Here is a 23,444-nt window from a genome sequence, read left to right as displayed (position 1 = left end):
GGTCCTACCGGAACGCCACGCTTGTCCGTGATCATCGCCGTCAAGAATGAGGCGGGGAACATCCTGCCCCTGATCGGCGAACTTGATGCCGTCCTCACCGAGCCGTTCGAACTGATTTACGTGAACGACGGCTCCACCGACACCACCGCCGCGGAACTGGTGGAGGCGGCGCGCACGCGCCCCTACATGCGCATCATCACCCATGCGACGTCCTGCGGGAAATCCGCAGGGGTGGATACGGGCGCGCGGGCCGCGCGCGGTGATATTCTGCTGCTGCTGGACGGCGACGGGCAGAACAATCCGGTCTATTTGCCTGCCATGGTGCGGCTGCTGGACGAGGGGGGCCCGAGCATCGGCATGGTCCAGGGAGAGCGCCAGGGGCGCAAGGACACCGCATTCAAGCGGTTCCAGTCCCGGACCGCAAATCGCGTCCGCCGCGGCTTGCTCAATGACGATACCCGCGATACGGGATGCGGCCTGAAGGCGGTGCGGCGCGCGGTCTATCTCGCCTTGCCGCTGTTCGACGGCCTGCACCGCTTCACACCAGCCCTGGTGAAGCGGGACGGATATGAGATCCGCACGTTGCCAGTGGTGGACCGCGCCCGCTGGAACGGCGTGTCCAACTACGGGTTTTTCAATCGCCTGTGGGTCGGCATTGCCGATCTCCTGGGCGTGTGGTGGCTGATCCGCCGGCGGCGGGTGCCCCACGTGGTGGAGTGAGAACCTAATGCTCGTGGAATTGGTCCGCGCGGTCGGGGACTATCTGCACGACGTCTTTGTCACCCAGCTGGACTGGTGGGTGGTACTGGGCTTCGTGGCACAGTTCCTGTTCACCATGCGGTTTGTGGTGCAGTGGGTGGCCAGCGAACGGGCGGGACGCTCGGTCCTGCCGTTCGCCTTCTGGACCTTCTCGCTCGGCGGCGGAACGCTGCTGCTGATCTATGCCCTGTATCGCCGCGATCCGGTGTTCATCGCCGGGCAGGCGCTCTCCACCTTCATCTATATCCGCAACCTGCAGTTTGCCCTGCGGGAGCGGCGCGCCGATCGCGCCGCCACCTGAGGGAGATCATCCCGTGTGGCGGCCTCAGGCCGCCGCACGCATCTTGGTGAGAGCCTGATCGAGATCGGTGATCAGGTCGGACGGCTCCTCCAGGCCGATATGCAGCCGTACCGCGGGACCTTCGCTCGTCCATTGGGTCGCGGTGCGGTAGTCGCTGCAATCGAAGGGAATGGCGAGGCTTTCGAAGCCGCCCCAGGAATAACCCATCCCGAACAGCCGCAGCGAATCGAAGAAAGTGGCCACTGCCGCTTCCGGCACCGGCTTCAGAATCAGGCTGAACAGACCGCAGGCGCCGGTGAAATCGCGCTTCCAGATGGCATGGCCAGGGTCGCTTTCCAGCGCCGGATGCAGCACCCGCGACACGTGGGGCGACGCGGCCAGCCAGCGGGCCACTTCCAGGCCCGAGCGCTGATGCCGCTCCAGCCGCACCGCCAGGGTACGAAGCCCGCGGGAACCGAGCGCGGCATCGTCGGGGCTGACGCAGATGCCCATGTCGCCATGGGTGGCGTGGATCGCTTTCCGCGCCTCGCCCACCGCCGAAATCGTGCCAAGGTTCAGATCCGCATGGCCGCCGAGATATTTGGTGCCGGCTTGGATCGACACGTCGACGCCAAAGGCATGCGGCTTGAAGAACAGCGGCGTCGCCCAGGTGTTATCGATCAGGGTGAAAATGCCCCGCTCCCGCGCCACGGCGGTGATGGCGGGAATATCCTGCATCTCAAAGCTCTGTGATCCCGGCGCCTCCAGGAAGATGGCACGGGTGTTGGGCCGGATCAGGTCGGCGATGCCGGCGCCCACCAGGGGGTCATAATAAGTGGTCTCCACGCCCAGCCGGCTGAGGATGGTGTCGCAGAGCCGGCGGGTGGGCCGGTAGGCGGTGTCCACCATCAGCAGGTGATCGCCGGCGCCCACAAGCGAGACCAGGGCAATGGAGATGGCCGACAGGCCGGAGGGCGTCAAAAGCGTGCCGTCACTGCCTTCCAGCGCCGTAATCGCGTTCTGAAGGGCTTCCGTGGTGGGGTTGCCGCGCCGTCCGTAGCTGTAGCGTCCGCTGTGATCCACCAGTTCCTTGTAGGTGCGCGACAGCACGGTGGAGCCGCGCACCACGGGCGGATTGACGAAGCCGTCGAAGCGAAACGGGTCCAGCCCCAGATGGGCCACGCGGGTGGCCGGGGCGAGGGTCGCATCGTCATCGGCGGACTGGGTCATAGGGAATTCTCCAAATTGCCTAGAACGGCATCGTGCGCAACGCGTCGGCAGCTATTGACCATGGGTGCACAACGGATTGAGATGCTCCCATACGACGTCCGGGTGAAGGACGTCTATTCTCACGTGCCGGGCGGGACGTCGCGCCGGGCATCATAACCCCCGATGGGGGACCATAAGAGAAGGGACGACCTGTGAAACGCATCCTGATCGCAGCGTTAAGTATACTCGCGCTCGGCGCCGGCGCGGCGAAAGCCACCACGCTGGACGACGTGAAGGCCCGGGGGGCCCTCAATTGCGGCGTGACCCAGGGCCTGCCCGGATTTTCCAGCCCCGACGACAAGGGCAACTGGACCGGCCTCGATGTGGACTTCTGCCGCGCCGTGGCGGCAGCCATCTTCAATGACGCGACCAAGGTGCGGTTTACCCCGCTGAGCGCCAAGGATCGCTTCACCGCGCTGCAGTCCGGCGCCATCGATGTGCTGTCGCGCAACACCACCTGGACCATGTCGCGCGACACCACGCTGGGCTTCAACTTCGCCGGCGTGATGTATTATGACGGCCAGGGCTTCATGGTCCGCAAGTCGCTCAACATCAAGTCGGCCAAGGAGCTGAACGGCGCTTCGGTCTGCGTGCAGACCGGCACCACCCACGAGCTGAATCTGGGCGATTACTTCCGCGCCAACAACATGAAGTATGAGGTCATCGCCTTCTCCACCATCGACGAGACGGTGAAGGCCTATGATTCCGGCCGCTGCGACGTGTTCACCTCCGACCAGTCGCAGATCTACGCCATCAAGCTGAAGCTCACCAACGCCGCCGACCATGTGGTTCTGGCGGACGTGATCTCCAAGGAGCCCCTCGGCCCGCTGGTGCGCCATGGCGATGACCAGTGGTTCGATCTGGTGAAGTGGACCTATTACGCGTTGCTGAACGCGGAAGAGCTGGGCGTGACCCAGAAGAATGCCGAGCAGCAGGTCAATTCGGCCAACCCCGAGGTCAAGCGCCTGCTCGGCTCCGACGGAAAGTTCGGCGAGGGCATCGGCCTCAGCAATGACTGGGCGCTGCGGGCCGTGAAGCTGGTGGGCAATTACGGCGAGATCTTCGACCGTAACGTCGGCCCCGGCTCGCCGCTGGGCATTCAGCGCGGCTACAACAAGCTGTGGAACGACGGCGGCCTGCAATACGGCATGCCGATTCGCTGACGAGACCGACGGCGCCCGGATCATCCGGGCGCCGTTTTCAGTGCAGGCCACCCGCTCCGGTGGCGTGAAGGTGTACGGCCGGCAACGGGGGGATCCGCGGCCGCGTTCGGCGCCATGTCCGGCGGTTTCCGCCCTTTTCCGTCATCTCGCCGCCACATCATCGCGCGCAACCGCCGCGCGAGGTCGCAATGGACCGTAGAGTCCCAGGCCTCACTTCATCGAGGGGTAACATGAGCGACGCTAGTCTGCCTGGGGGGCACGAGCCCCGCCGCTGGTCGTGGACCGATCCGAAGCTCCGCTCACTGGTCCTGCAGGGGTTGCTGGCCGTCATCCTGATCTGGATGGCTTGGTCGATCCTGGCCAATGCGCAGGCCAATCTGGCCCGCCGCGGCATCGCATCCGGCTTCGGCTTTCTGGAGAATTCCGCCGGTTTCGGCATTTCCCAGACGCTCATTCCCTATAACGAATCCATGAGCTACGGCCGCGCCTTCCTGGTGGGCCTGCTCAACACTTTGCTGGTGGCTTTCCTCGGCATCATCATCGCCACCATCATCGGCTTTCTCATGGGCGTGGCGCGCCTGTCCAGCAATGTGGTGATCAAGGCGCTGGCGTCCGCTTATGTGGAAGTCACCCGCAACCTGCCGCCCCTGTTCCAGATCATGTTCTGGTATCTGGCAGTGCTCGCGGCACTGCCGAATCCGCGCCAAAGCCTGAGCTTCGGCATCCAGCCGATCCTGAACGGATTGGCCAGCGGCGCGGCGGGCATCGGTCTGACGCCGGTGGCGGCCTTCTTCAGCAATCTGGCGGGAATGGTCGCGGCGCCGGGCATCTTCGTGAACAATCGTGGCCTTGTGGTGCCTCGGCCGCTGTTTGAGCCGGGCTCCGAATGGGTCGGGTGGGGCATCGTTGCCGGCCTTGTGCTCACCTTCGTGCTGGCGCGCTGGGCCAAGCGGCGGCGTGAGGCAACCGGCCAGCAATTCCCGGTGTTCTGGAGCGGTGTCGCCCTCATCGTCGGACTGCCCCTGGTGCTAGCGTTCGCGACCGGAATGCCGGTGGCATTCGAACGGCCGGAACTGAAGGGCTTCAACTTCGTCGGTGGCGTCCGGGTGATCCCGGAATTCGTGGCCCTGTTGCTGGCCTTGTCCATCTACACCGCCGGCTTCATCGCCGAGATCGTGCGGGCGGGCATTTCCTCGGTCTCGCGCGGGCAGTCGGAAGCGGCCTATTCGCTGGGCCTCAAACCGGGACTGACCATGCGCCTGGTGGTGATCCCCCAGGCCATGCGGGTGATCATTCCGCCGCTGACCAGCCAGTATTTGAACCTGACCAAGAATTCATCGCTGGGGGTGGCTGTAGGCTATCCGGATCTGGTGGCGATCTTCGCCGGCACCACCCTGAACCAGACTGGTCAGGCGATCGAAATCATCGCCATCACCATGGCGGTCTATCTGACCATCTCCGTGCTCACGACGCTGGTGATGAATTGGTACAATCGGCGCGTTGCGCTGATTGAACGCTGAGGGGGCCGCCATGGACGTTTCCACGCCTCCCGCCGTCGCCGGCGCACCCGCCGGCTCTTTCGTCGCCGCGGGCATGATCGCGCCCGAAACCCCGCCCGTCAGCACCCGCGGCGTGTGGGGCTGGGCGCGCGCCCATCTGTTGGGCTCGCCCACGCAGGTCATCCTCACCCTGTTCGGCTGCTGGGTGTTCTATATCGTCGTGCCGCCGCTGCTGAACTTCTTCATCTTCGATGCGGTGTTCACCGGCACCGGCCGCAACGCCTGCCTGCCCGAAGTGGTGGGGCGCCCGGTGGGGGCCTGCTGGCCCTTCATCGGCGCCAAGTTCAACCAGATCGTCTACGGCTTTTACCCCGAGCCGGAGCGCTGGCGGGTGGATCTGGTCTATGCGCTGGGCATCATCCTCCTGGCGCCGCTGATGATCCCGAAGCTGCCCTATAAGCGGCTCAACGCCCTGTTGTTTTTCGGCGTCTATCCGGTCGCTTCGTTTGTGCTGCTCACCGGCGGCAATCTGGGTCTCCAGCGCTTCCTGCTGAGTGCGGCGGGCCTGGGGCCGGTGTTCTCCAGCATCGGACAGGCGCTTGGGCTTCGGTCCGGCTTCTGGCCGGACTATGTGGCATCCACCTTGGTCATTGCGGCGATCGCTGCCGCGGCGGCGCCGGTTTTTGCCGGCGAGTGCCGGAGCTTTGCCAAGGCGGTGCTGGTCACGTTCATCAGCCTGGGTCTGGTGCTGGCGGCAGTGGACATCAATTTCGGCCTTCCGCCGGTGGAAACCCGGGTGTGGGGCGGCATGCTGGTGACGCTGGTCATCGCCGTCACGGGCATCGTGGCTTCGCTGCCGCTGGGCATTCTGCTGGCGCTGGGGCGGCGCTCCGACATGCCGTTGGTGCGCATCAGCTGCGTGCTGTTCATCGAGTTCTGGCGCGGCGTGCCGCTGATCACGGTGCTGTTCTTCGCCACCTACATGCTGCCCTTGTTCCTGCCCGGCCAGTTCAATATCGACGGGCTGTTGCGGGCGCTGGTGGGCGTTGCCTTGTTCGCGTCCGCTTACATGGCGGAAGTGGTACGCGGCGGGCTGCAAGCCATTTCCAAGGGCCAGTATGAAGGCGCCATGGCGCTGGGGCTGCGCTCCAGCCTGATGATGCGTCTGGTGGTGCTGCCGCAGGCCCTGAAGCTGGTGATCCCGGGGATCGTCAACAACTTCATCGGCCTGTTCAAGGACACCACTTTGGTGCTGATCGTGTCGATCTTCGATCTGCTCGGCGTGTTGCGGGCGGCGTTTACCGATCCGAACTGGGCCACCCCCACCACGGTCGTCACCGGCTTCGGCTTTGCCGGGCTGTTCTACTTCGTGTTCTGCTTCGGCATGTCCCGCTATTCGCTGGCGCTTGAACGGCGCCTCGATCGCAACCACCGCAATTGAGGGCGAAACCCATGAGCGCCGACACCACCGCCCTGAGCGCGGACCCCATCATTGCTGCCACCACCGCCAGCGCCCCGGCCACCGCCGTGGAACTGATCGGGGTCAACAAATGGTACGGGGACTTCCACGTCCTGCGGGACATTAACCTCACCGTGAAGCGCGGCGAGCGCATCGTGGTGTGCGGGCCGTCCGGCTCGGGCAAGTCCACCATGATCCGCTGCATCAACCGCCTGGAGGAGCACCAGCGCGGCAAGATCGTGGTGGACGGCATCGAACTCACCAACGACCTCAAGCGCATCGACGAGGTGCGCCGCGAGGTCGGGATGGTGTTCCAGCACTTCAACCTGTTCCCGCACCTCACCATCCTGGAGAACTGCATCCTCGCCCCCACCTGGGTGCGCAAGATGCCGCGCAAGGAGGCGGAGGACCTGGCCATGCACTTTCTGGCCAAGGTGAAGATCCCGGAGCAGGCGGGGAAATATCCTGGCCAGCTCTCCGGCGGCCAGCAGCAACGCGTGGCCATTGCCCGGGCCTTGTGCATGCGCCCGCGCATCATGCTGTTCGACGAGCCCACCTCCGCGCTGGACCCGGAGATGGTCAAGGAAGTGCTGGAGACCATGGTCAGTCTCGCTGAAGACGGCATGACCATGCTGTGCGTCACCCACGAAATGGGTTTTGCCCGTCAGGTGGCGGACCGGGTGATCTTCATGGATGCCGGGCAGATCATCGAGATGAACGAGCCGGAGGCCTTCTTCTCGAACCCGCAGCACGAGCGCACCCGGCTGTTCCTGTCGCAGATCCTGCACTGACCAGCAGCGGAGCCCCCAGCCGGGCTCCGCTGCGGGTCCCATGGCGCCCGCAACGGGCGCCATGGATCCGAACCTGGGCCGGGGGCGTTTCATCTCCAAGCAACCATGGAGATGAACGATGCAGGATGCCAGCGAGCGACAGCAGGAGCGCGAGTTCCGGGCCGCAGACGGCCGCGGCTCCGCGGGCGAGCCCGTCAAGGAAGCGGTGCAGGCCCGCCAGGGGGTGGGGTCCGGGCGAATCCTGACCGTGTTGACGGTCGGGATCGTCCTCGTGGCTATTGGCTTGGCCGCCACCTATATGGGCGTCGTCTAGCCACCCCCGTCACACCCCGATGTTGTCGATCAGGCGGGTGGATCCCAGCCAGGCTGCGACCAGCAGGCGGATCGGCTCCTGGTGCGAGGTGAGATCGGCCAGGGTGTCTGCATTGCGGGCGGCCACATAGTCCACCCGCAACCCGGCTTCGGCGATGGTTGTCGAGGCTGCGAGCACGGCGGTGGTCGGGGGGGTGCCGGCGCGGATGGCGGCAGCCGCCACGGTCAGGGCCTTATAGATCACAGGGGCAACGGCGCGATCTTCCGGGCTCAGGTAGCGGTTACGCGACGACAAAGCGAGGCCGTCCGCCTCACGGACCGTTGGGCCGGGGACGATCTGGACCGCCAGGTCCAGATCGCGCGCCATCTGGGTCACCACGCGGAGTTGCTGGTAATCCTTCTCGCCGAAGACGGCAAAGTCCGCGCCGCTCTGGGTCAGAAGCTTGGCCACCACGATGGCGACGCCGGAAAAGAAGTGGGACCGGAAGTCCGTCTCCAGTCCAAGTGCCGGGCCGGACAGGGATATCTGGGTGCAGAAGCCGGGCGGGTACATATCCGCTGGACCGGGGGCATAGACCAGGTCGACACCCGCCTGACGCAGCTTTTCCACGTCTGTATCAAACGTGCGCGGATAGCGTGAAAAGTCCTCGTTCGGTGCAAATTGCGTGGGATTCACAAAGATGGACACCGCGACCCGCTGGGCCAGGGCCTGGGCCTGCCGCACCAGCGCAATATGTCCCTCATGCAGCGCTCCCATGGTCGGGACCAGGGCCAGGGTTTCGCCCGCGCCGCGAAACTGCCGCACCGCCGCGCGCAGTTCGCTGACGCTCCCGGCCACCTGCGGCCCCTGCAACACATCCACCTGACCCATCACGTCCTCCCGAGGGCCGTTCCGCCCTTTGCGGAAGCGGAACCTAAAGCCCTCGGCCGGAGGAGGGAAGCGGCATGCGGGATTTCGCCTCCTCGACACGGGCTCTTGGTGCTTGGACCGGGACACCCTATTTTCAGGTCATGTCTGATTTGCCCGCCGCATCCTCCCGCAACGCCATGCCCTGCCATGGCCTCCGATAAGCCGGACCTCCCGGCGGGGGTGTCATCGCCGGCCAGCTCTATCGACAGCTTTCTGGATGCCGCCCGATCCCTCGGCCCCCTGCGGGCGGGGGAGGGCGGTGGGCGGCTGGCGTTCGCGCTGGATGCCACCGCCTCGCGCCAACCCACGTGGGATCTGGCCTGCGCCCTGCAGGCGGAGATGTTCGATGTCACCGCGGGCCTGGGGGGCCTCAAGGTTCAACTGGTCTATTACCGCGGCGCCGATGAATGCCGCAGCTCGCCCTATGTGGCGGACACCCGCGCCCTGGGCCGCCTGATGGGGCAGATCGCCTGCCAGGGCGGCCGGACCCAGATCGGCCGGGTGCTGCGGCATTTGCAGGGAGAGGCGGAGCGTTCCGGCCTCAAGGCGGCGGTGTTCGTGGGCGATGCCATGGAAGAGGATGCCGAAGCCCTGCTGCTGGACGCCGGGCGCCTGGGCGTGCATGGGGTGCGGCTGTTCGTGTTCCAGGAAGGCAACGACCCGCACGTGGAGCGCACGTTCCGGGAGATGGCGCGCCTCACCGGCGGGGCGTGGTGCCGGTTCGACGCGGGCGCGGCGAACGAATTGCGCACCTTGCTGCGGGCGGTGGCGACCTATGCCGCCGGCGGCCAGAGCGCCTTGCTGACATCGCGCGATGCGGGCGCGAAGCGGTTGATTGCGGCCATGGGCCGTTAGGAGAGGTTCATATGGTAAGCGTTCTGGCGGGGCTGCTGCTTCTGGCAGTGGGTCTTTATGCCCTCAAGCTCTGGAGCGGCATGGATGCCAAGACCCTGACGCGCTTCGTCACCCGGGCCGGTGCCTATCTGTCCCTCTCCGCGGCGCTCGGGGCGCTGTTGACGGGGCGGTTCGGTGCCGCGATCCCGTTGGCGGTGCTCGGTTTCGCCTTGCTCGGACGGGTCAGTCCGGGCGGATTGGGCCGATGGGCGGGTCCGTTCCGATCGATGTTCGGCGGCGTGTTCGGCGGGCAGGGGACACCGCGCGTCTCTCGGGTCCGCTCGCCGCTGCTGGAGATGGAACTGGATCACGGCACCGGGGCGCTGAGCGGCAGGATCATTGCCGGGCCGCAGGCCGGGGTGATGCTGGACACCTTGGATCTGCCGGCGCTGCTGGCCCTGCGTACCAGCCTGGATCCGCAGTCGCTGAGCCTAATCGAAGCTTATCTCGACCGCCGGGCGCCCGCTTGGCGAGAACACGTTCAAGGTGATGCGGGTCGGGGGAATATGGGCGGTGGCGGAGCGCGACCGGCCGATTCCGCGATGACCGAAGAGGAGGCTCATCAGGTTCTTGGTGTTGAGCCGGGGGCCGACGAGGCGACGGTAAGGGCGGCGCACCGGAATCTGATGAAAAAACTCCACCCCGACCACGGCGGCTCCGGCTACCTCGCCGCGCGGGTCAATCAGGCCAAGGATGTGATCCTGCGCCGCCATGGATGATGTTCCTCAATCGACTTTTCAGTGCCGTAGAGTCATGCAGGCAAAGTCGTTGCGCTGCAGTAAACGACAGGCTTCCTTGGCGTCTTTTTCGGTGAGGCCGGCGAACCGGGCGCGGTAGATGTCGGACGCGCCCTTCTCCACCTTCTCGGTGTAGGGATCGGCCCCGCCGAGCACGCGGCCCGCCTTGCTCTTGGCCACGTCCAGCTTGGCGCGGGCTTCCTTCTCGGCGCCGAAAGCGCCGATCTGGATGATCCAGCCGGAGCGGGACGGCGCCGCGGCCTGCGGCGCCATGGGGGCGGCGGACGCCACCTTCACCGGCTTTGGCGCGGGCTGGGCGGCGGCAACCGCCGCGGCGGGGAGGGCCACCGGCCCTGCGGCTGCGGTGCGCACGCTCGGCGCCTGCGGCGGGGCGGATTGTGCGACCAGCTGAATATCGGCGGGAGGGGCGAGGTTGGACGGCTGCGGTGCCACATAGCCGAGCACCTGTCCCTCGGGAGTGGTGAAGGTCTGGGCCGGCACCGGATTGGTGATGGGGCGGCTGATGGTCACCGTCTTCACCGCCACCGGCTTGATCGGTTCGGCGGAACCAGGCGCCGGCGTGCGCGTTGTGATGCCAGAGGTGGTCACAGGGTCGGCGCTGACATAGGCCACACGCTGGGGCGCAGGGAGCGGCGCCGGGGCGGTCTGCATCTCCGCCTGGCGCACCGGCGCGGCGGCGGGGACCGGGGCTGGCTCGCGGGCGGAGGCTTCCACCACCTTCGGGGCGGTGCGATTGCCCGCATAGGCCCGGGGCAGGGCGTCAGTCACGAGATTGGCCATGCGATTGTCACGGGAACTGCCGCTCGCACCGCCGAGCACCACGCCGATGACGAACCGGTTGTCGCGATGCACCGAGGTGACTAGGTTGAAGCCGGAGGCGTTGGTATAGCCGGTCTTGATGCCATCCACGCCTTCGATGCGACCCAGCAGGCGGTTGTGGTTGCCGATGGTCTCGCCGCGATAGACGAAGCTGCGGGTGGAGAAATAGCGATATTCCCGCGGGAACCGATCCTGGATCGCGCGGCCGAGAATGGACAGGTCGCGGGCGGTCGTTACCTGCCCCGGATTGGGCAGGCCGGAGGCATTGCGGAAGGTGGTGTTGTCCATGCCCAGCGCCCGCGCCTTGCGGGTCATCAGGTCGGCAAAGTTGGATTCCGATCCGCCAATGGCTTCCCCGATGACCACAGCCACGTCGTTCGCGGAGCGGGTGACGATGGCCTTGATGGCGTCGTCCACCTCGATGGTGCTGCCGGGCCGCAGATTCAGCTTCGAAGGAGACTGCGAGGCGGCTTTCGATGACACCGGCAATTCGCTGTCCAGCTTCAGCCGGCCCGCTTCCAGCTGCTCGAACAGCATGTAGAGGGTCATGATCTTGGTCAGCGACGCCGGATGGCGCAGGGCGTCGGCATTTTCTTCGTACATCACCCGGCCGGTATTGCCGTCCACCACGATGGCGGCGGTGCCGCGGCGCCATCCGGAGTCGGCGACTGAGACGGGGGTGGCCTTGCGGGCGGATGTCTGCGCGGCGCGCTGCTTCTTGGTGGACTTGGCTTCGGCGTTACTGGCCATCACCGAGATCGCCGCCATGACCGTGACGGCGACAAGTTTCGTGGTGAAGGGGGTGCCGAAGGCAAAGCGCATGTAACTGGTTCCGTCTGTCAGCCCTGGGGGCATTCGTAGGCAGGGGCACCGCGGCGGGCGAATGCATGCCCACCACCGGATGCGGACGACCCGTGCCGGGAAATTGACCGATGGTGCAGCGTAAGAAGGGGCGGTTACTAAGGCGTAAACCGGGCGCGGAAACCCCTTAGCTTGCCATATTGTGCGGTGCACAAAAAATGCTTGACCAAAATGGTGCGCTGCATGATATTGAGACTCGAGCGGGGGGAAAACTCGCTCAGCGGTTTCCTGTGGGGACCGTTGGTCGGCAAAAGGATGGAGACACTCATGGTTCAGGGACCTGAGCAATTTCAGAAGATTGGCAAGGAAAACGTGGATCTGGCGATGAGCAGCTTCGGCGCGCTGTCGAAGGGTGCGCAGGCGATCGCGATCGAAGTGGCGGACTACACCAAGTCGTCCTTCGAGCAGAGCACTGCCACCCTGGAAAAGCTGCTCGGCGCCAAGACCCTTGAGCAGGCTGTCGAGATCCAGCAGAGCTACCTGAAGAGCGCCTATGAGGCGCTGGTGGCCGAGAACGCCAAGCTGGGCGAACTGTATTCGGCCCTGGCCAAGGAAGCCTACAAGCCCTACGAGGCGGCCTTTTCCAAGGTTCGCGGCTGATCTCGTTTCGAGGTGATGGCGAAAGGCCCGGTGCTGCCGGGCCTTTCGCAAAGCTGTGCGTGCAGTGCAGCGCAGATAGCTTTTCAGCATTTCTGCCCCAGGTTGGTCTGGCGCTTACGAGCTCCGCTTCCTATTATTCGGCTAGCGCCATGGCGGCGGACCCTGTGTGGTCGCAGCAACCGGACAAGGCGCAGATGCCGATGATGACAGTGCTAGACATGGTTTCAGATTGGTCCCGATCCCCCCTGGAGTGGCCGCGCGCCGCCGGGGACGAGGACAAGCCGCGTCGCGGCGGGAACAACGGCGGTCCCGGAACCGCGGTGATCACGCGCACCAAGACGCAGGTCAAGCGACCGAGCCTCTATCGCGTGCTGCTGCTGAACGACGACTACACCCCTATGGAATTTGTGGTGCATGTGCTCGAGCGGTTCTTCAGCAAGAACCGCGAGGAAGCCAACACCATCATGCTGCACGTTCACCACCACGGTGTGGGGGAGTGCGGGGTGTTCACCTATGAAGTGGCGGAACCCAAAGTGACGCAGGTCATGGCTTTCGCCCGCAAGCACCAGCATCCCCTGCAATGCGTGATGGAGAAAAAGTGAGCGCCACGCAACCATAGTTTGCCACCTATGTTCTCACGTCCGAGCGTACGATCATCGGATGAGGGTCTTGCGCCGGGGGGATGCCGGTACAAAGTTTGTTGGAGCGCGTGCACGATCGAGATCCACGGACCGGCCGGGATCTTGAGCGCGGCACGAGATAGAGGTGTCGATGCCCACATTTTCCCGCAGCCTCGAACAGTCGCTCCATCGCGCCCTGGCGCTCGCCAATGAACGCCACCACGAATATGCGACGCTCGAGCATCTGCTGCTGTCCTTGGTCGATGACCAGGATGCCGCGGCGGTCATGCGCGCCTGCAATGTCGATCTCGATAAACTGCGCCGCAATCTGATCGAATACGTGGACACCGAACTGGAAAATCTGGTCCAGACCGGTGGCGACGATTCCAAGCCCACGGCCGGCTTCCAGCGCGTCATCCAGCGCGCCGTCATCCACGTACAGTCCTCGGGACGCGAAGAAGTGACCGGCGCCAACGTGCTGGTGGCCATCTTCGCCGAGCGCGAGAGCCATGCCGCCTATTTCCTGCAGGAGCAGGACATGACGCGGTATGATGCGGTCAATTACATTTCCCACGGCATCGCCAAGCGGGCGGGCATGTCCGAAAGCCGGCCGGTACGCGGCGCCGAGGAGGAGACCGAAACGAAATCCGGCGAGGACACCAAAAAGAAGGCGGATGCCTTGGACGCTTATTGCGTCAACCTCAACAAGAAGGCCCATGAGGGGAAGATCGATCCCCTGATCGGCCGCCATGCGGAAATCCAGCGCACGATTCAGGTGCTGTGCCGCCGCCAGAAGAACAACCCGCTGTTCGTGGGTGATCCGGGCGTGGGCAAGACCGCGATCGCCGAAGGCCTCGCGCGCCGCATCATCAATGGCGACGTGCCCGAGGTGCTGGCCACCGCCACCATCTTCTCCCTGGACATGGGCGCGCTGCTGGCCGGTACCCGCTATCGCGGCGATTTCGAAGAGCGCCTCAAGCAGGTGGTCAAGGAGATAGAGGCCTATCCCAACGCCATCATGTTCATCGACGAGATCCACACGGTGATCGGCGCCGGTGCGACCTCGGGCGGGGCGATGGATGCCTCGAACTTGCTGAAGCCGGCCCTGGCGTCGGGCACCCTGCGCTGCATGGGCTCCACCACCTACAAGGAATACCGGCAGTATTTCGAGAAGGACCGCGCCTTGGTGCGCCGGTTCCAGAAGATCGACGTGGCCGAGCCCACCGTGCCGGATACCATCGAGATCCTGAAGGGCCTCAAGCCCTATTTCGAGGACTATCACAAGCTGCGCTACACCAACGAGGCCATCAAGGCCGCGGTGGAACTCTCGGCCCGCTACATCCATGACCGCAAATTGCCGGACAAGGCGATCGACGTGATCGACGAGAGCGGCGCGGCGCAGATGCTGGTGCCGGAAGCCCGGCGCAAGAAGACCATCGGCCTGAAGGAGATCGAGGCGACCGTGGCCACCATGGCCCGCATCCCGCCGAAGTCCGTCTCCAAGGACGATACCGAGATGCTGTCCAACCTGGAGACGACCCTGAAGCGGGTGGTCTACGGGCAGGACAAGGCCATCGAGGCTTTGGCCTCCTCCATCAAGCTGGCCCGTGCCGGCCTCCGGGAACCGGAGAAGCCCATCGGCTCCTATCTGTTCTCCGGCCCCACCGGCGTTGGCAAGACGGAAGTGGCCAAGCAGCTCGCCTCCATTCTGGGCGTGAACCTGCTGCGCTTCGACATGTCGGAATATATGGAGCGCCACACGGTCTCCCGGCTCATCGGCGCCCCTCCGGGCTATGTGGGCTTCGACCAGGGCGGCCTTTTGACCGACGGCGTCGACCAGACCCCGCATTGCGTGCTGCTGCTGGATGAAATCGAAAAGGCCCATCCGGACCTGTTCAATATCCTGCTGCAGGTGATGGACCACGGGAAGCTCACCGACCACAACGGCAAGTCGGTGGATTTCCGCAACGTGATCCTGATCATGACCACCAATGCGGGCGCGGCGGACTTGTCCAAGGCGGCCTACGGCTTCACTCGCAACAAGCGGGAAGGCGACGACATCGAGGCGATCAACCGCACGTTCGCCCCGGAATTCCGCAACCGGCTCGATTCGGTGATCACCTTCGCCCATCTCCCGCCGGAAGTGATCGGCCTGGTGGTGGAGAAGTTCGTGCTCCAGCTGGAAGCCCAGCTGGCGGACCGCAACGTCACCATCGCGCTGTCCGACGAAGCCACGCAGTGGCTGGTGGAGAAGGGCTATGACGAGCAGATGGGCGCCCGCCCCATGGGTCGGGTGATTCAGGAGTTCATCAAGACGCCGCTGGCCGATCAGGTGCTGTTCGGACGTCTCAAGCACGGCGGCCATGTGCGGGTGGTGGTGGAAGGCGAAGGGGCGACGTCCAAGCTGGCGTTCGAATTCCCCGAAGGCCCGATCACCCCGAAGCCCGACAAGATCGCCCCGGCGGTGGTCAAGCGGGCCCCGCGCAAGCGCGCTGCCGCCGCGAGCGCCTCCAAGGCCGGCACCAAGCCCGGCCCCAAGGGCGGGCCGAAGTCCGGCAGCGGGGGGCCTTCGGGCAGCCCGCGTCGGGGCAGCCATGTGCCGAAGGTGCCTTTGGTCAAGGCGTGACCTGAGGCTCGGGTATCTGCAATCGAACGCAAGAGGCGGCGCGAGCCGCCTCTTTTGCGTCTGCACCGGTGCCGCAGGCCTCCGCCTCGCGGGCCTACGCAGTCCCGAAATCGGCGCGATCGAGCCGATAGAGCACATGCCGCCGCAGCGGGTGGCCCTCCGGCACATTGGGATGGTCGAAATCCTCCGCCGGATCGTGCCGCATGCCCAGGCGGGTCATGACCGCACGGGAGCGTCGGTTGGCGGGGACGGTGAGGGCGATCACCTGCTCTAAGCCGATGCGTTCAAAACCGTCGACCAGACTGAGGCGCGCGGCTTCCGTCACATATCCATGCCCCCAATAGGCCCGCTGGATCCGCCAGCCGATTTCCACCGCGGGGGTGAAGGCCGCCTCATAGGGCACATGGACGAGGCCGGTATAGCCGATGAAGGGCGCGACGCCGGGCACCTCGATCACCCAGAGGCCGAAGCCGTGGTCCTCGAAATGCCGCTGGATCCGCGCGCCGACCGCATCGCTGGCGGCGCGGCCGTCGATGGGCATCAAATGCTCCATCACCTGCGGATCGCTGTGCATGCTGGCCAGCCCCTCCAGGTCGTCCGGACGCCAGCGGCGCAACCGCAGGCGTTGGCCGGTGAGGACGTGGGGCATACCGGTGCCGTTCATGGCGTGATGTCCCGGCGCAGGGCGTCCGCCGCCGCCTGGGAGGACAAAGCGCGGCCGGCGAGTTCGTGCACGGAGCGCACCCCCAGGCTGGAGGTGAGGAAGATTTCCGACGCCGCTTGCAGGTCTGCGACACTGACCGGACGCTCCACGGCGCCATGGGCCAGAACCTCCGCCCGCATCACGCCTGGCAGAGCCCCCTCGCCGAGCGGCGGCGTCACCAGCGTGCCGTCCAGCACCAGGAAGACGTTGGCAATGGTGCTCTCCGCCAGCCGCCCCTGGGTGTTCAGCAGCAGGGCGTCATCGGCGCCAAGGGTGTGGGCCTCCTGGCGGGCGAGGATGTTGTCGAGATAGTTCAGCGACTTGATGCGGCTGAGCGGCGAGTGTTCGTTGCGCCGGGTGACGGTGGCGGTCACCAACCGCGCCGGGCCGCCGGGGGCAGCCATGGGGGCTGCGGTGACCAGCACCGTGGGCGATGGCTGGTCCGGCGGCAGCACGCCGCGCGGCCCGACGCCCCGCGTCACCGTCAGTCGCAGCACCGCATCGCTCCAGCCATTGGCTTGCAACAGAGCGGCGGCGATCTGGGGCAGGTCAAATGCGGGCAGGGGCAGGCCCAGCACCTGCGCGCCGGCGGCGAGGCGGGCCAGATGCGCCGGCAGCCGGGAGATGGTTCCCGCCCGCACCGCCAAGGTCTCGAACAGGCCGTCGCCGAGGGTGAAGCCGCGGTCTCCCGGGGCGATGCGGGCGTCGTCGGCGTCCAGCAGCGCGCCATTGAGCCACACCCTCATGGCGCACCGCCGGTGACGGCGCGGAGCAAGGGCTGAAGCTTCACCAGGCTCTCCTCATATTCGTCCACCGGATCGCTGTCGGAGACAATGCCGCCGCCCGCCTGCGCCACCAGCGTCTCGCCCACGCGGGTCAGCGTGCGGATGACGATGTTGCTGTCCATGGCTCCGTCGAAGCCGATCCAGGCGATGGCGCCGCAATAGGCGCCGCGCGGCGCCGGCTCCAGTTCGTGGATGATTTCCATGGCCCGCACCTTCGGCGCGCCGGTGATGGAGCCGCCGGGGAAGCAGGCCCGCAGCAGGTCCACCGGGCCAAGTCCGGGGCGCAACTGGCTGCGGACTTCCGAGACCAGATGATGCACCGAGGCGAACGTTTCCAGCGCGCACAGGCGCGGCACGCGCACGCTGCCCAGGGTGGACACGCGGCCGAGGTCATTGCGCATCAGGTCCACGATCATGAGGTTTTCCGCCCGGTCCTTGGCACTGGCCACCAGCGCGGCGGCGAGCGCCGCATCCTGCGCCGGGTCGGGACTGCGGGGGCGGGTGCCCTTGATGGGCCGGGTCTCCACCTGCCCTTGCGGATCCAGGCGCAGGAAGCGCTCCGGCGAGGCGCTGAGGATCGACAGGTCCGGCCCACAGCGCAGCAGCGCCGAGAACGGCGCCGGGCTCAGCGCGCACAGGCGGCGGTAAAGATCGTAATCCGAGAGGCCCTGAGGCCGGGGCGCCAGCATGCGCTGGGTGATATTGGCCTGGAAGATGTCGCCCGCCTCGATATAGGCGATGGTCCGGGCGATCCGGGCCTCCACCTCCGCCCGCGACAGGTCCGGCATCCAGGGGGCCGTAAGGCTCCAATCCAGCTCGGGTGCCGCCATGGCATCACAGGCGGCGAGGCGCGCCATGAACGCTTCGGCCCGCGCCTGTGCCCGCCGCGCCCGCGCCGCCGGCTCCCGCTCCGGCGCGCCGGAGCTGATGAGATAGGCGCGCTGGTCCAGATGGTCGAAGGCCAGCACCACGTCATAAAAGCCCATCACCATGTCCGGCACGGCCAAGCCGGGGCGCGGTGGCGGCAGGCGCTCCACATGCCGTCCCAATTCATAGGACAGGAAACCCACCGCACCGCCCATGAACGGCACCACGCCCGCCTCCTTCAGCGGGGGATGGGTGGCCAGGACTTCGGAAAGCGCGGTGAACGGGTCGCCGGGCACCGGGCGGCCATCGATGGTCACGCCGCCGGCATCGGCCACCAGCACCTGAAACGGCTCTGCGGCGATATAGGAATAGCGGCCCCGCGCGCCATCGCTGGCCGCGCTGTGCAGCAGCGCCGCCATAGGGTCACCGGCAAAGCCCCGGAACAACGCCACCGGGTCACGAAAGGCGATCGGCATGACGGGCACGGTGCGGGGTCATCTCCCATGGCTGGCCGAGGCGTGGCCGGAATCGCTGCGGTCCCGCTCCATTGCCCCAGGGAAACATTCACTGATCCGCACGGGATGCAAGGCGTGACACACGGCGCTGACCGGTGCGGGGGAACGGCGAGAGCTGTATCAGGAATGCATAGGTCGACGCCTTTCGTCAGGGCATCGGGCGCCTTAGCCTAGCGCGACGATCCAGGCCCTGGATTCCCCTCCCGAAAGATGTCGCTTGTCCGCGCTTCCCGCATCGACCTCGCCCGATCCTGCGCCGCTTGATGCCCCCCATGGGGCGCTGTACTGGGTGCTTTCGGGTGCTCGCGCCGCGCTGTCCGTTCCCGGATTGGTGCTGTTTGCCTCCTACCTCGGCTTCGGCGGCCTGCTCTTCGGGATGGGCTTTCCCCTGCTTCCCGGCCTGCTGTCTACCCTGCTGATCTGGGCGCTGCCGGCCCAGGTGATCCTGGTGGGTGGCCTGGCATCGGGAACCGCCTTGCCGGCCATCGCTTTGGCGGTGGGCCTGTCCTCCATTCGCCTGCTGCCCATGGTGGTGGCCATCGCGCCCTATGTGCGGGGCCGCAGGCGCAACACCTGGGCCGAACTGCTGTGCGCCCACTATGTGGCGATGACCGTGTGGGTGGAAGGCAGTCGCCTGTTGCCGCATTTGCCCGCGGAAGGTCGGCTGGCCTTCACCTTGGGCCTCGGCAATGGCCTGATCGGTATTAGCCTGTGCGGGACGCTGGTGGGTTATCTCCTGGCGGGCGAACTGCCGCTGCCGCTGGCGGCGGCTTTGCTGTTCCTCACCCCGGCCTCTTTCACCATCCTCATGGTGCGCGGCTCGCGCACGGCCCTGGATTGGTTGGCGCTGGGCTTCGGCCTGGCCAGCGCGCCCTTGGTGGCCGGGCTTGGGGGCGGCATGGACCTGATGATCGGCGGCGTGGGCGGCGGGACGCTGGCCTATCTCATCGCCCGCTGGCTGCGCAGGCGGGCGGCATGATCTACGACAATGCCTGGGTCGCTGCGGCCATCGTCATCTTTGTGGGCTTCCTGCCGACCGAAATCTGGCGCTGGCTGGCGGTGCTGGCCGGGCGGCGGGTGGAGGAGGGCAGCGAGCTGTTCCTCTGGATCAAGGGCGTGGCCACGGCGCTGCTGGCGGCGGTGGTCGGCCGGCTGGTGTTCGTGCCCACGGGGCCGCTGGTGGATCTGCCTCTGAGCATTCGCCTGGGCGCCATCGCCGCCGGTGTGGTGGCCTTCCTGCTGGTGCGGCGCTCGGTGCTGGCGGGCGTGGTGATGGCCGAACTGGTGCTGCTGGCCGGCATCTGGTGGGGATAGCAGGCGGTTCCGCTGCCTGATCCCAGGCCCCCATAAACAAAAGGGGCGCCCGAAGGCGCCCCAGTCTGGGAGAAACTCAAGATCAGAAGGCGATGCGCGCCGGCCGCTGACGGCCAACGCAGACGGCCTCAGACCGAGTAGTACATCTCGAACTCGACCGGATGCGGGGTCATCTCGAAGCGAGCGACTTCCGTCATCTTGAGGTCGATATAGGACTCGATGAAGTCCTTCTGGAACACGTCGCCCTTCAGCAGGTAGTCGTGATCGGCAGCCAGGGACTCCAGCGCTTCGCGGAGCGAGCCGCACACGGTGGGGATCTGCTTCAGCTCGGCCGGGGGCAGATCGTACAGATCCTTGTCCATGGCCGCGCCGGGATCGATCTTGTTCAGGATGCCGTCGATGCCGGCCATGAACAGAGCGGCGAACGCCAGATAGGGGTTCGCGCCCGGATCGGGGAAGCGAACCTCGACCCGCTTGGCCTTCGGGTTGCTGGTGAAGGGGATGCGGCAGGAGGCCGAACGGTTGCGGGCCGAATAGGCCAGCAGCACGGGGGCTTCATAGCCCGGGACCAGACGCTTGTAGGAGTTGGTCAGCGGGTTGGTGAAGGCGTTCAGCGACTTGGCATGCTTGATGATGCCGCCGATGTACCACAGGCATTCCTGGCTGAGGTCGGCATACTTGTCGCCGGCGAACACCGGCTTGCCGTCCTTCCAGATGGACTGGTGGACGTGCATGCCCGAGCCATTGTCGCCATAGACGGGCTTCGGCATGAAAGTGGCGGTCTTGCCATAGATGTTGGCGACCTGATGGATGCAGTACTTATAGATCTGCAGATGGTCGGCCATGGTGACCAGCGGGCCGAACTTCAGGCCCAGCTCGTGCTGCGCGGACGCCACTTCGTGGTGATGCTTCTCGACGCGGGCGCCCATCTTGGCCATGGAGGCGAGCATCTCGGAGCGCATGTCCTGGGCGCTGTCGAGCGGGGGCACGGGGAAGTAGCCGCCCTTGGTCTTGATGCGGTGGCCGAGGTTGCCGCCTTCATAATCGGTGTCGCCGTTGGTCGGCAGCTCCATGGAGTCCAGCTTGAAGCCCGTGTTGTACGGGTCGGCCTTGAACTTCACGTCGTCGAAGATGAAGAATTCGGCCTCGGGGCCGAAGAACACGGTGTCACCGATGCCGGTGGACTGCAGATAGGCTTCGGCCTTGCGGGCGATGCCGCGCGGGTCGCGACCGTAGGGCTCGTTGGTGGTGGGCTCGAGCACGTCGCAGACGATGGACAGCGTGGTCTCGGAGAAGAAGGGGTCGACGCAGGAGGTCGAGGGATCCGGCATGAGCAGCATGTCGGACTCGTTGATGGCCTTCCAGCCGGCGATGGACGAGCCGTCGAAGGCCTGGCCTTCGGCGAAGAAGTCCTCGTCGACCATGGTGATGTCGAAGGTCACGTGCTGCCACTTGCCGCGCGGGTCGGTGAAGCGCAGATCAACATATTTGACGTCGTTCGACTTGATGAAGTCGAGGACTTCCTTGGCCGTTTTCATTTGGATAAGCGCCTTTCCTGAAATTTATTGCTTCTGGGTCGACGGACACTAGATGGCGTCGAGGCCGGTCTCTCCGGTGCGAATACGGATCGCTTCCTCGATGCTCGACACGAAGATCTTCCCATCGCCGATCCGCCCCGTCTGGGCGGCGCGAAGGAGGGCCTCCACGGCCTTTTCTACCATGTCGTCCGCGAGTACGACCTCGATCTTCACCTTCGGGAGAAAATCCACCACATACTCGGCACCGCGGTACAATTCCGTATGCCCCTTCTGACGCCCGAAACCCTTGGCTTCGGTGACAGTGATACCCTGCAGGCCGACTTCCTGAAGGGCTTCCTTCACTTCATCGAGCTTGAAGGGCTTGATGATCGCCTCGATCTTCTTCATGCGCTCCGTCTCCCGTGACTCGCCCTCTCCGCCGATCGGACGAGCCGCCCTGTTGTAAGCACGATATATGCCACCCGTGCCATTGCCGCATCGCCGCAGGCGAGGATGCTTTTTGATGCCAAAAAAATATGCATATCGCCTTTAAAATAGGCGGAAAATTTTCGTGCGGCGCACAAGATTTGGATGCGTTTTAGGCAGCCCTCGGAGCACACCCCATGAAAGAGCTTCTCGATCCCGGTGAAATGGCGCAGGCCGATGGCCTCGCCATCGCGGGAGGTACCCCCGGATCGGTGCTCATGGACCGGGCCGGCGCGGCGGTCGCAGACGTGGTGGCCCGGCGTCCTTTATCCACACGAATCACCATTCTATGCGGCCCCGGCAACAATGGAGGTGACGGTTTTGTGGCGGCGCGGGTGCTCACGCAGCGCGGCTATCGGGTGCGCCTGGGCCTGCTCGGTCAGGTTGAGCGATTGGGCGGGGATGCCGCAGGAGCCGCAGCGCGCTGGAGGGGGGCGGTGGAGGACCCATCTGCCCTTGATTTAAGCGATACCGACCTCCTCATCGACGCCCTGTTCGGCGCCGGGCTGGCCCGCGACCTCGACGGGGCGGCCCTCGCCCTGTTGGAGCGCATGGCCGCCAGCGGCACCCCGATCATCGCCGTGGACCTGCCCTCGGGCCTGGATGGGGCCACCGGGCAGGTGCGCGGGGCGGCGGCCGCGGCGGTGGAGACGGTCACCTTCTTCCGCCGCAAGCCGGGCCATCTGCTGCTGCCGGGCCGCGCCTTGTGCGGCAAGGTGCGGGTGGCGGATATCGGCATCCCCGATGGGGTGCTGGGGCAGATCCGCCCGCTCACCAGCGTCAACGGCCCGGAGCTGTGGCGGGCGGCGTTCCCGGTGCCGGCGGCGCTGGGGCACAAATATGCTCGCGGGCATGCGGTGGTGGTTAGCGGCGGGCGCTGGACAACGGGGGCGGCGCGGCTGTCGGCGCGGGCCTGCCTGCGGGCCGGGGCGGGGCTGGTCACGGTGGCCATGCCGGAGGAGGCCCTGCCGCTGCATGCGGCCTCCTATGCGGCGCTGATGGCCAAGCCGGTGGCGAGCGCCGCCGATCTGGTGGCGCTGCTGGCGGATCGCCGGCTCTGCGCCGTGGTGCTGGGGCCGGGGCTCGGGGTGGGGGAGGAGACCCGCGCGCTGGTGGCGGCGGCCGCCGGAGCCGGGCGCAGCGTCGTGCTGGATGCGGACGCGCTCACCAGTTTTGCCAGTGATGCCAGTGCATTGGCGGCGCTTTTGGCCTGCGCCCACGGGGCCATCGTCACCCCCCACGAAGGCGAATTCGCCCGCCTGTTCGCGGGTGCGGACGCGGTTCCGCCCACGGCGGACAAGCTGGTCCGGGCGCGGGCGGCGGCGCGGGTGCTGGGGGCGGTGGTGGTGCTGAAGGGGGCGGATACGGTGGTGGCGGCGCCCGATGGGCGGGCGAGCATTGCCGAGAATGCCCCGCCGTTCCTGGCCACCGCCGGGGCGGGGGATGTGCTGGCCGGCATGTGCGGTGGCCTGCTGGCTCAGGGCATGGCGCCGTTCGAGGCGGCGGCGGCGGCGGTGTGGCTGCATGGGGAGGCGGCCACGGTCGCCGGGCCGGGGATGATCGCCGACGATTTGCCGGAGGCGCTGCCGCAGGTCTATCGCCGGCTGTTTGCCGATCTGGCGGGCGGCTAAGGTCTG

General features: G+C 66.2%; 23 protein-coding genes. 15 read left to right on the top strand and 8 right to left on the bottom strand.

Going from position 1 to position 23,444, the window contains the following annotated elements:
- Positions 1-21: 21 nt before the first annotated feature.
- The gene (locus tag AAG816_RS11885; protein ID WP_341989834.1) at positions 22-720 is read left to right on the top strand and encodes a glycosyltransferase; all 699 of its coding nucleotides are present in this window, start codon (positions 22-24) and stop codon (positions 718-720) included.
- A 7-nt stretch (positions 721-727) separates the two neighbouring features.
- Entirely contained in the window at positions 728-1,060 is a 333-nt protein-coding gene (locus AAG816_RS11880) for a lipid-A-disaccharide synthase N-terminal domain-containing protein (protein ID WP_341989833.1), read from the top strand.
- A 24-nt stretch (positions 1,061-1,084) separates the two neighbouring features.
- Here the strand turns inward: AAG816_RS11880 and metC are convergent, their stop codons facing one another.
- The gene (gene metC / locus AAG816_RS11875) at positions 1,085-2,269 is read right to left on the bottom strand and encodes a cystathionine beta-lyase (protein ID WP_341989831.1); all 1,185 of its coding nucleotides are present in this window, start codon (positions 2,267-2,269) and stop codon (positions 1,085-1,087) included.
- Positions 2,270-2,460: 191 nt separating this feature from the next.
- On the opposite strand from metC, the gene AAG816_RS11870 reads away from it, so the two are divergent.
- The 5 genes from AAG816_RS11870 (at position 2,461) to AAG816_RS11850 (ending at position 7,533) form a co-directional block, all read left to right on the top strand.
- Entirely contained in the window at positions 2,461-3,471 is a 1,011-nt protein-coding gene (locus AAG816_RS11870; RefSeq protein ID WP_341989830.1) for an amino acid ABC transporter substrate-binding protein, read from the top strand.
- A gap of 230 nt (positions 3,472-3,701) precedes the next feature.
- Positions 3,702-4,991 (top strand): amino acid ABC transporter permease, encoded by a 1,290-nt coding sequence (locus AAG816_RS11865; RefSeq protein ID WP_341989829.1) that lies wholly within the window; start codon positions 3,702-3,704, stop codon positions 4,989-4,991.
- Between the two features lie 73 nt (positions 4,992-5,064).
- Complete coding sequence (locus tag AAG816_RS11860; RefSeq protein ID WP_341989852.1) at positions 5,065-6,411, top strand: amino acid ABC transporter permease; 1,347 nt, start codon at positions 5,065-5,067, stop codon at positions 6,409-6,411.
- Between the two features lie 11 nt (positions 6,412-6,422).
- A complete protein-coding gene (locus tag AAG816_RS11855; protein ID WP_341989827.1) occupies positions 6,423-7,220 on the top strand; it encodes an amino acid ABC transporter ATP-binding protein in 798 nt (265 codons plus the stop codon).
- A 118-nt stretch (positions 7,221-7,338) separates the two neighbouring features.
- Positions 7,339-7,533 (top strand): hypothetical protein, encoded by a 195-nt coding sequence (locus tag AAG816_RS11850; protein ID WP_341989826.1) that lies wholly within the window; start codon positions 7,339-7,341, stop codon positions 7,531-7,533.
- Positions 7,534-7,542: 9 nt separating this feature from the next.
- Here AAG816_RS11850 and panC read toward each other — a convergent pair whose 3' ends face one another.
- The gene (gene panC / locus AAG816_RS11845; protein ID WP_341989825.1) at positions 7,543-8,403 is read right to left on the bottom strand and encodes a pantoate--beta-alanine ligase; all 861 of its coding nucleotides are present in this window, start codon (positions 8,401-8,403) and stop codon (positions 7,543-7,545) included.
- Between the two features lie 186 nt (positions 8,404-8,589).
- Here panC and AAG816_RS11840 point away from each other — a divergent pair, with 186 nt between their 5' ends.
- Together AAG816_RS11840 and AAG816_RS11835 are read left to right on the top strand one after the other, a co-directional pair.
- Complete coding sequence (locus tag AAG816_RS11840) at positions 8,590-9,297, top strand: VWA domain-containing protein (protein WP_341989824.1); 708 nt, start codon at positions 8,590-8,592, stop codon at positions 9,295-9,297.
- 11 nt (positions 9,298-9,308) lie between these two features.
- Positions 9,309-10,055: a DnaJ domain-containing protein gene (locus tag AAG816_RS11835; protein ID WP_341989823.1), complete on the top strand. Its 747-nt coding sequence runs from the start codon at positions 9,309-9,311 to the stop codon at positions 10,053-10,055.
- A gap of 18 nt (positions 10,056-10,073) precedes the next feature.
- Here AAG816_RS11835 and AAG816_RS11830 read toward each other — a convergent pair whose 3' ends face one another.
- Complete coding sequence (locus AAG816_RS11830) at positions 10,074-11,735, bottom strand: serine hydrolase (protein ID WP_341989822.1); 1,662 nt, start codon at positions 11,733-11,735, stop codon at positions 10,074-10,076.
- Positions 11,736-12,041: 306 nt separating this feature from the next.
- On the opposite strand from AAG816_RS11830, the gene AAG816_RS11825 reads away from it, so the two are divergent.
- The 3 genes from AAG816_RS11825 to clpA all read left to right on the top strand — a co-directional run bounded on the left by AAG816_RS11825 (position 12,042) and on the right by clpA (position 15,620).
- Complete coding sequence (locus AAG816_RS11825) at positions 12,042-12,374, top strand: phasin family protein (protein WP_341989821.1); 333 nt, start codon at positions 12,042-12,044, stop codon at positions 12,372-12,374.
- 218 nt (positions 12,375-12,592) lie between these two features.
- A complete protein-coding gene (gene clpS, locus AAG816_RS11820; RefSeq protein ID WP_341989851.1) occupies positions 12,593-12,976 on the top strand; it encodes an ATP-dependent Clp protease adapter ClpS in 384 nt (127 codons plus the stop codon).
- A gap of 169 nt (positions 12,977-13,145) precedes the next feature.
- Positions 13,146-15,620: an ATP-dependent Clp protease ATP-binding subunit ClpA gene (gene clpA / locus AAG816_RS11815; protein WP_341989820.1), complete on the top strand. Its 2,475-nt coding sequence runs from the start codon at positions 13,146-13,148 to the stop codon at positions 15,618-15,620.
- A gap of 94 nt (positions 15,621-15,714) precedes the next feature.
- Here clpA and AAG816_RS11810 read toward each other — a convergent pair whose 3' ends face one another.
- Genes AAG816_RS11810 through pabB form a run of 3 tightly spaced genes read right to left on the bottom strand, consistent with a single transcriptional unit; the run spans position 15,715 to position 18,451 of the window.
- A complete protein-coding gene (locus AAG816_RS11810; protein ID WP_341989819.1) occupies positions 15,715-16,284 on the bottom strand; it encodes a GNAT family N-acetyltransferase in 570 nt (189 codons plus the stop codon).
- A complete protein-coding gene (locus tag AAG816_RS11805) occupies positions 16,281-17,069 on the bottom strand; it encodes an aminotransferase class IV (protein ID WP_341989818.1) in 789 nt (262 codons plus the stop codon). Before AAG816_RS11805 ends, AAG816_RS11810 begins: the two co-directional genes overlap by 4 nt.
- The gene (gene pabB, locus AAG816_RS11800) at positions 17,066-18,451 is read right to left on the bottom strand and encodes an aminodeoxychorismate synthase component I (protein ID WP_341989850.1); all 1,386 of its coding nucleotides are present in this window, start codon (positions 18,449-18,451) and stop codon (positions 17,066-17,068) included. The genes AAG816_RS11805 and pabB overlap by 4 nt, the downstream gene beginning before the upstream one ends.
- A gap of 256 nt (positions 18,452-18,707) precedes the next feature.
- Here pabB and AAG816_RS11795 point away from each other — a divergent pair, with 256 nt between their 5' ends.
- Both AAG816_RS11795 and AAG816_RS11790 read left to right on the top strand, forming a co-directional pair.
- The gene (locus AAG816_RS11795; RefSeq protein WP_341989817.1) at positions 18,708-19,469 is read left to right on the top strand and encodes an AzlC family ABC transporter permease; all 762 of its coding nucleotides are present in this window, start codon (positions 18,708-18,710) and stop codon (positions 19,467-19,469) included.
- Entirely contained in the window at positions 19,466-19,804 is a 339-nt protein-coding gene (locus tag AAG816_RS11790; RefSeq protein WP_341989816.1) for an AzlD domain-containing protein, read from the top strand. Before AAG816_RS11795 ends, AAG816_RS11790 begins: the two co-directional genes overlap by 4 nt.
- A 128-nt stretch (positions 19,805-19,932) precedes the next feature.
- Here the strand turns inward: AAG816_RS11790 and glnA are convergent, their stop codons facing one another.
- Positions 19,933-21,342, bottom strand: a complete 1,410-nt coding sequence (gene glnA, locus AAG816_RS11785) for a type I glutamate--ammonia ligase (RefSeq protein ID WP_341989815.1) — start codon at positions 21,340-21,342, stop codon at positions 19,933-19,935.
- 48 nt (positions 21,343-21,390) lie between these two features.
- Complete coding sequence (locus tag AAG816_RS11780) at positions 21,391-21,729, bottom strand: P-II family nitrogen regulator (protein ID WP_012170130.1); 339 nt, start codon at positions 21,727-21,729, stop codon at positions 21,391-21,393.
- A gap of 215 nt (positions 21,730-21,944) precedes the next feature.
- On the opposite strand from AAG816_RS11780, the gene AAG816_RS11775 reads away from it, so the two are divergent.
- Positions 21,945-23,438, top strand: a complete 1,494-nt coding sequence (locus AAG816_RS11775; protein ID WP_341989814.1) for an NAD(P)H-hydrate dehydratase — start codon at positions 21,945-21,947, stop codon at positions 23,436-23,438.
- Positions 23,439-23,444: the final 6 nt, after the last annotated feature.

It is taken from the genome of Azorhizobium sp. AG788 (assembly GCF_943371865.1).
GTDB lineage: Bacteria > Pseudomonadota > Alphaproteobacteria > Rhizobiales > Xanthobacteraceae > Azorhizobium.
Note: the sequence above shows the minus strand (reverse complement) of the source record. Positions and strands in the feature narration are given on the sequence as shown.

Excerpts from the sequence above, each read along its gene's own strand:
- AAG816_RS11880 (WP_341989833.1), top strand. The coding sequence starts at position 728 with ATGCTCGTGGAATTGGTCCGCGCGGTCGGGGACTATCTGCACGACGTC.
- metC (WP_341989831.1), bottom strand. The coding sequence starts at position 2,269 with ATGACCCAGTCCGCCGATGACGATGCGACCCTCGCCCCGGCCACCCGC.
- AAG816_RS11865 (WP_341989829.1), top strand. The coding sequence starts at position 3,702 with ATGAGCGACGCTAGTCTGCCTGGGGGGCACGAGCCCCGCCGCTGGTCG.
- AAG816_RS11860 (WP_341989852.1), top strand. The coding sequence starts at position 5,065 with ATGATCGCGCCCGAAACCCCGCCCGTCAGCACCCGCGGCGTGTGGGGC.
- AAG816_RS11855 (WP_341989827.1), top strand. The coding sequence starts at position 6,423 with ATGAGCGCCGACACCACCGCCCTGAGCGCGGACCCCATCATTGCTGCC.
- AAG816_RS11850 (WP_341989826.1), top strand. The coding sequence starts at position 7,339 with ATGCAGGATGCCAGCGAGCGACAGCAGGAGCGCGAGTTCCGGGCCGCA.
- panC (WP_341989825.1), bottom strand. The coding sequence starts at position 8,403 with ATGGGTCAGGTGGATGTGTTGCAGGGGCCGCAGGTGGCCGGGAGCGTC.
- AAG816_RS11840 (WP_341989824.1), top strand. The coding sequence starts at position 8,590 with ATGGCCTCCGATAAGCCGGACCTCCCGGCGGGGGTGTCATCGCCGGCC.
- AAG816_RS11835 (WP_341989823.1), top strand. The coding sequence starts at position 9,309 with ATGGTAAGCGTTCTGGCGGGGCTGCTGCTTCTGGCAGTGGGTCTTTAT.
- AAG816_RS11830 (WP_341989822.1), bottom strand. The coding sequence starts at position 11,735 with ATGCGCTTTGCCTTCGGCACCCCCTTCACCACGAAACTTGTCGCCGTC.
- AAG816_RS11825 (WP_341989821.1), top strand. The coding sequence starts at position 12,042 with ATGGTTCAGGGACCTGAGCAATTTCAGAAGATTGGCAAGGAAAACGTG.
- clpS (WP_341989851.1), top strand. The coding sequence starts at position 12,593 with ATGGTTTCAGATTGGTCCCGATCCCCCCTGGAGTGGCCGCGCGCCGCC.
- clpA (WP_341989820.1), top strand. The coding sequence starts at position 13,146 with ATGCCCACATTTTCCCGCAGCCTCGAACAGTCGCTCCATCGCGCCCTG.
- AAG816_RS11810 (WP_341989819.1), bottom strand. The coding sequence starts at position 16,284 with ATGAACGGCACCGGTATGCCCCACGTCCTCACCGGCCAACGCCTGCGG.
- AAG816_RS11805 (WP_341989818.1), bottom strand. The coding sequence starts at position 17,069 with ATGAGGGTGTGGCTCAATGGCGCGCTGCTGGACGCCGACGACGCCCGC.
- pabB (WP_341989850.1), bottom strand. The coding sequence starts at position 18,451 with ATGCCGATCGCCTTTCGTGACCCGGTGGCGTTGTTCCGGGGCTTTGCC.
- AAG816_RS11790 (WP_341989816.1), top strand. The coding sequence starts at position 19,466 with ATGATCTACGACAATGCCTGGGTCGCTGCGGCCATCGTCATCTTTGTG.
- glnA (WP_341989815.1), bottom strand. The coding sequence starts at position 21,342 with ATGAAAACGGCCAAGGAAGTCCTCGACTTCATCAAGTCGAACGACGTC.
- AAG816_RS11780 (WP_012170130.1), bottom strand. The coding sequence starts at position 21,729 with ATGAAGAAGATCGAGGCGATCATCAAGCCCTTCAAGCTCGATGAAGTG.
- AAG816_RS11775 (WP_341989814.1), top strand. The coding sequence starts at position 21,945 with ATGAAAGAGCTTCTCGATCCCGGTGAAATGGCGCAGGCCGATGGCCTC.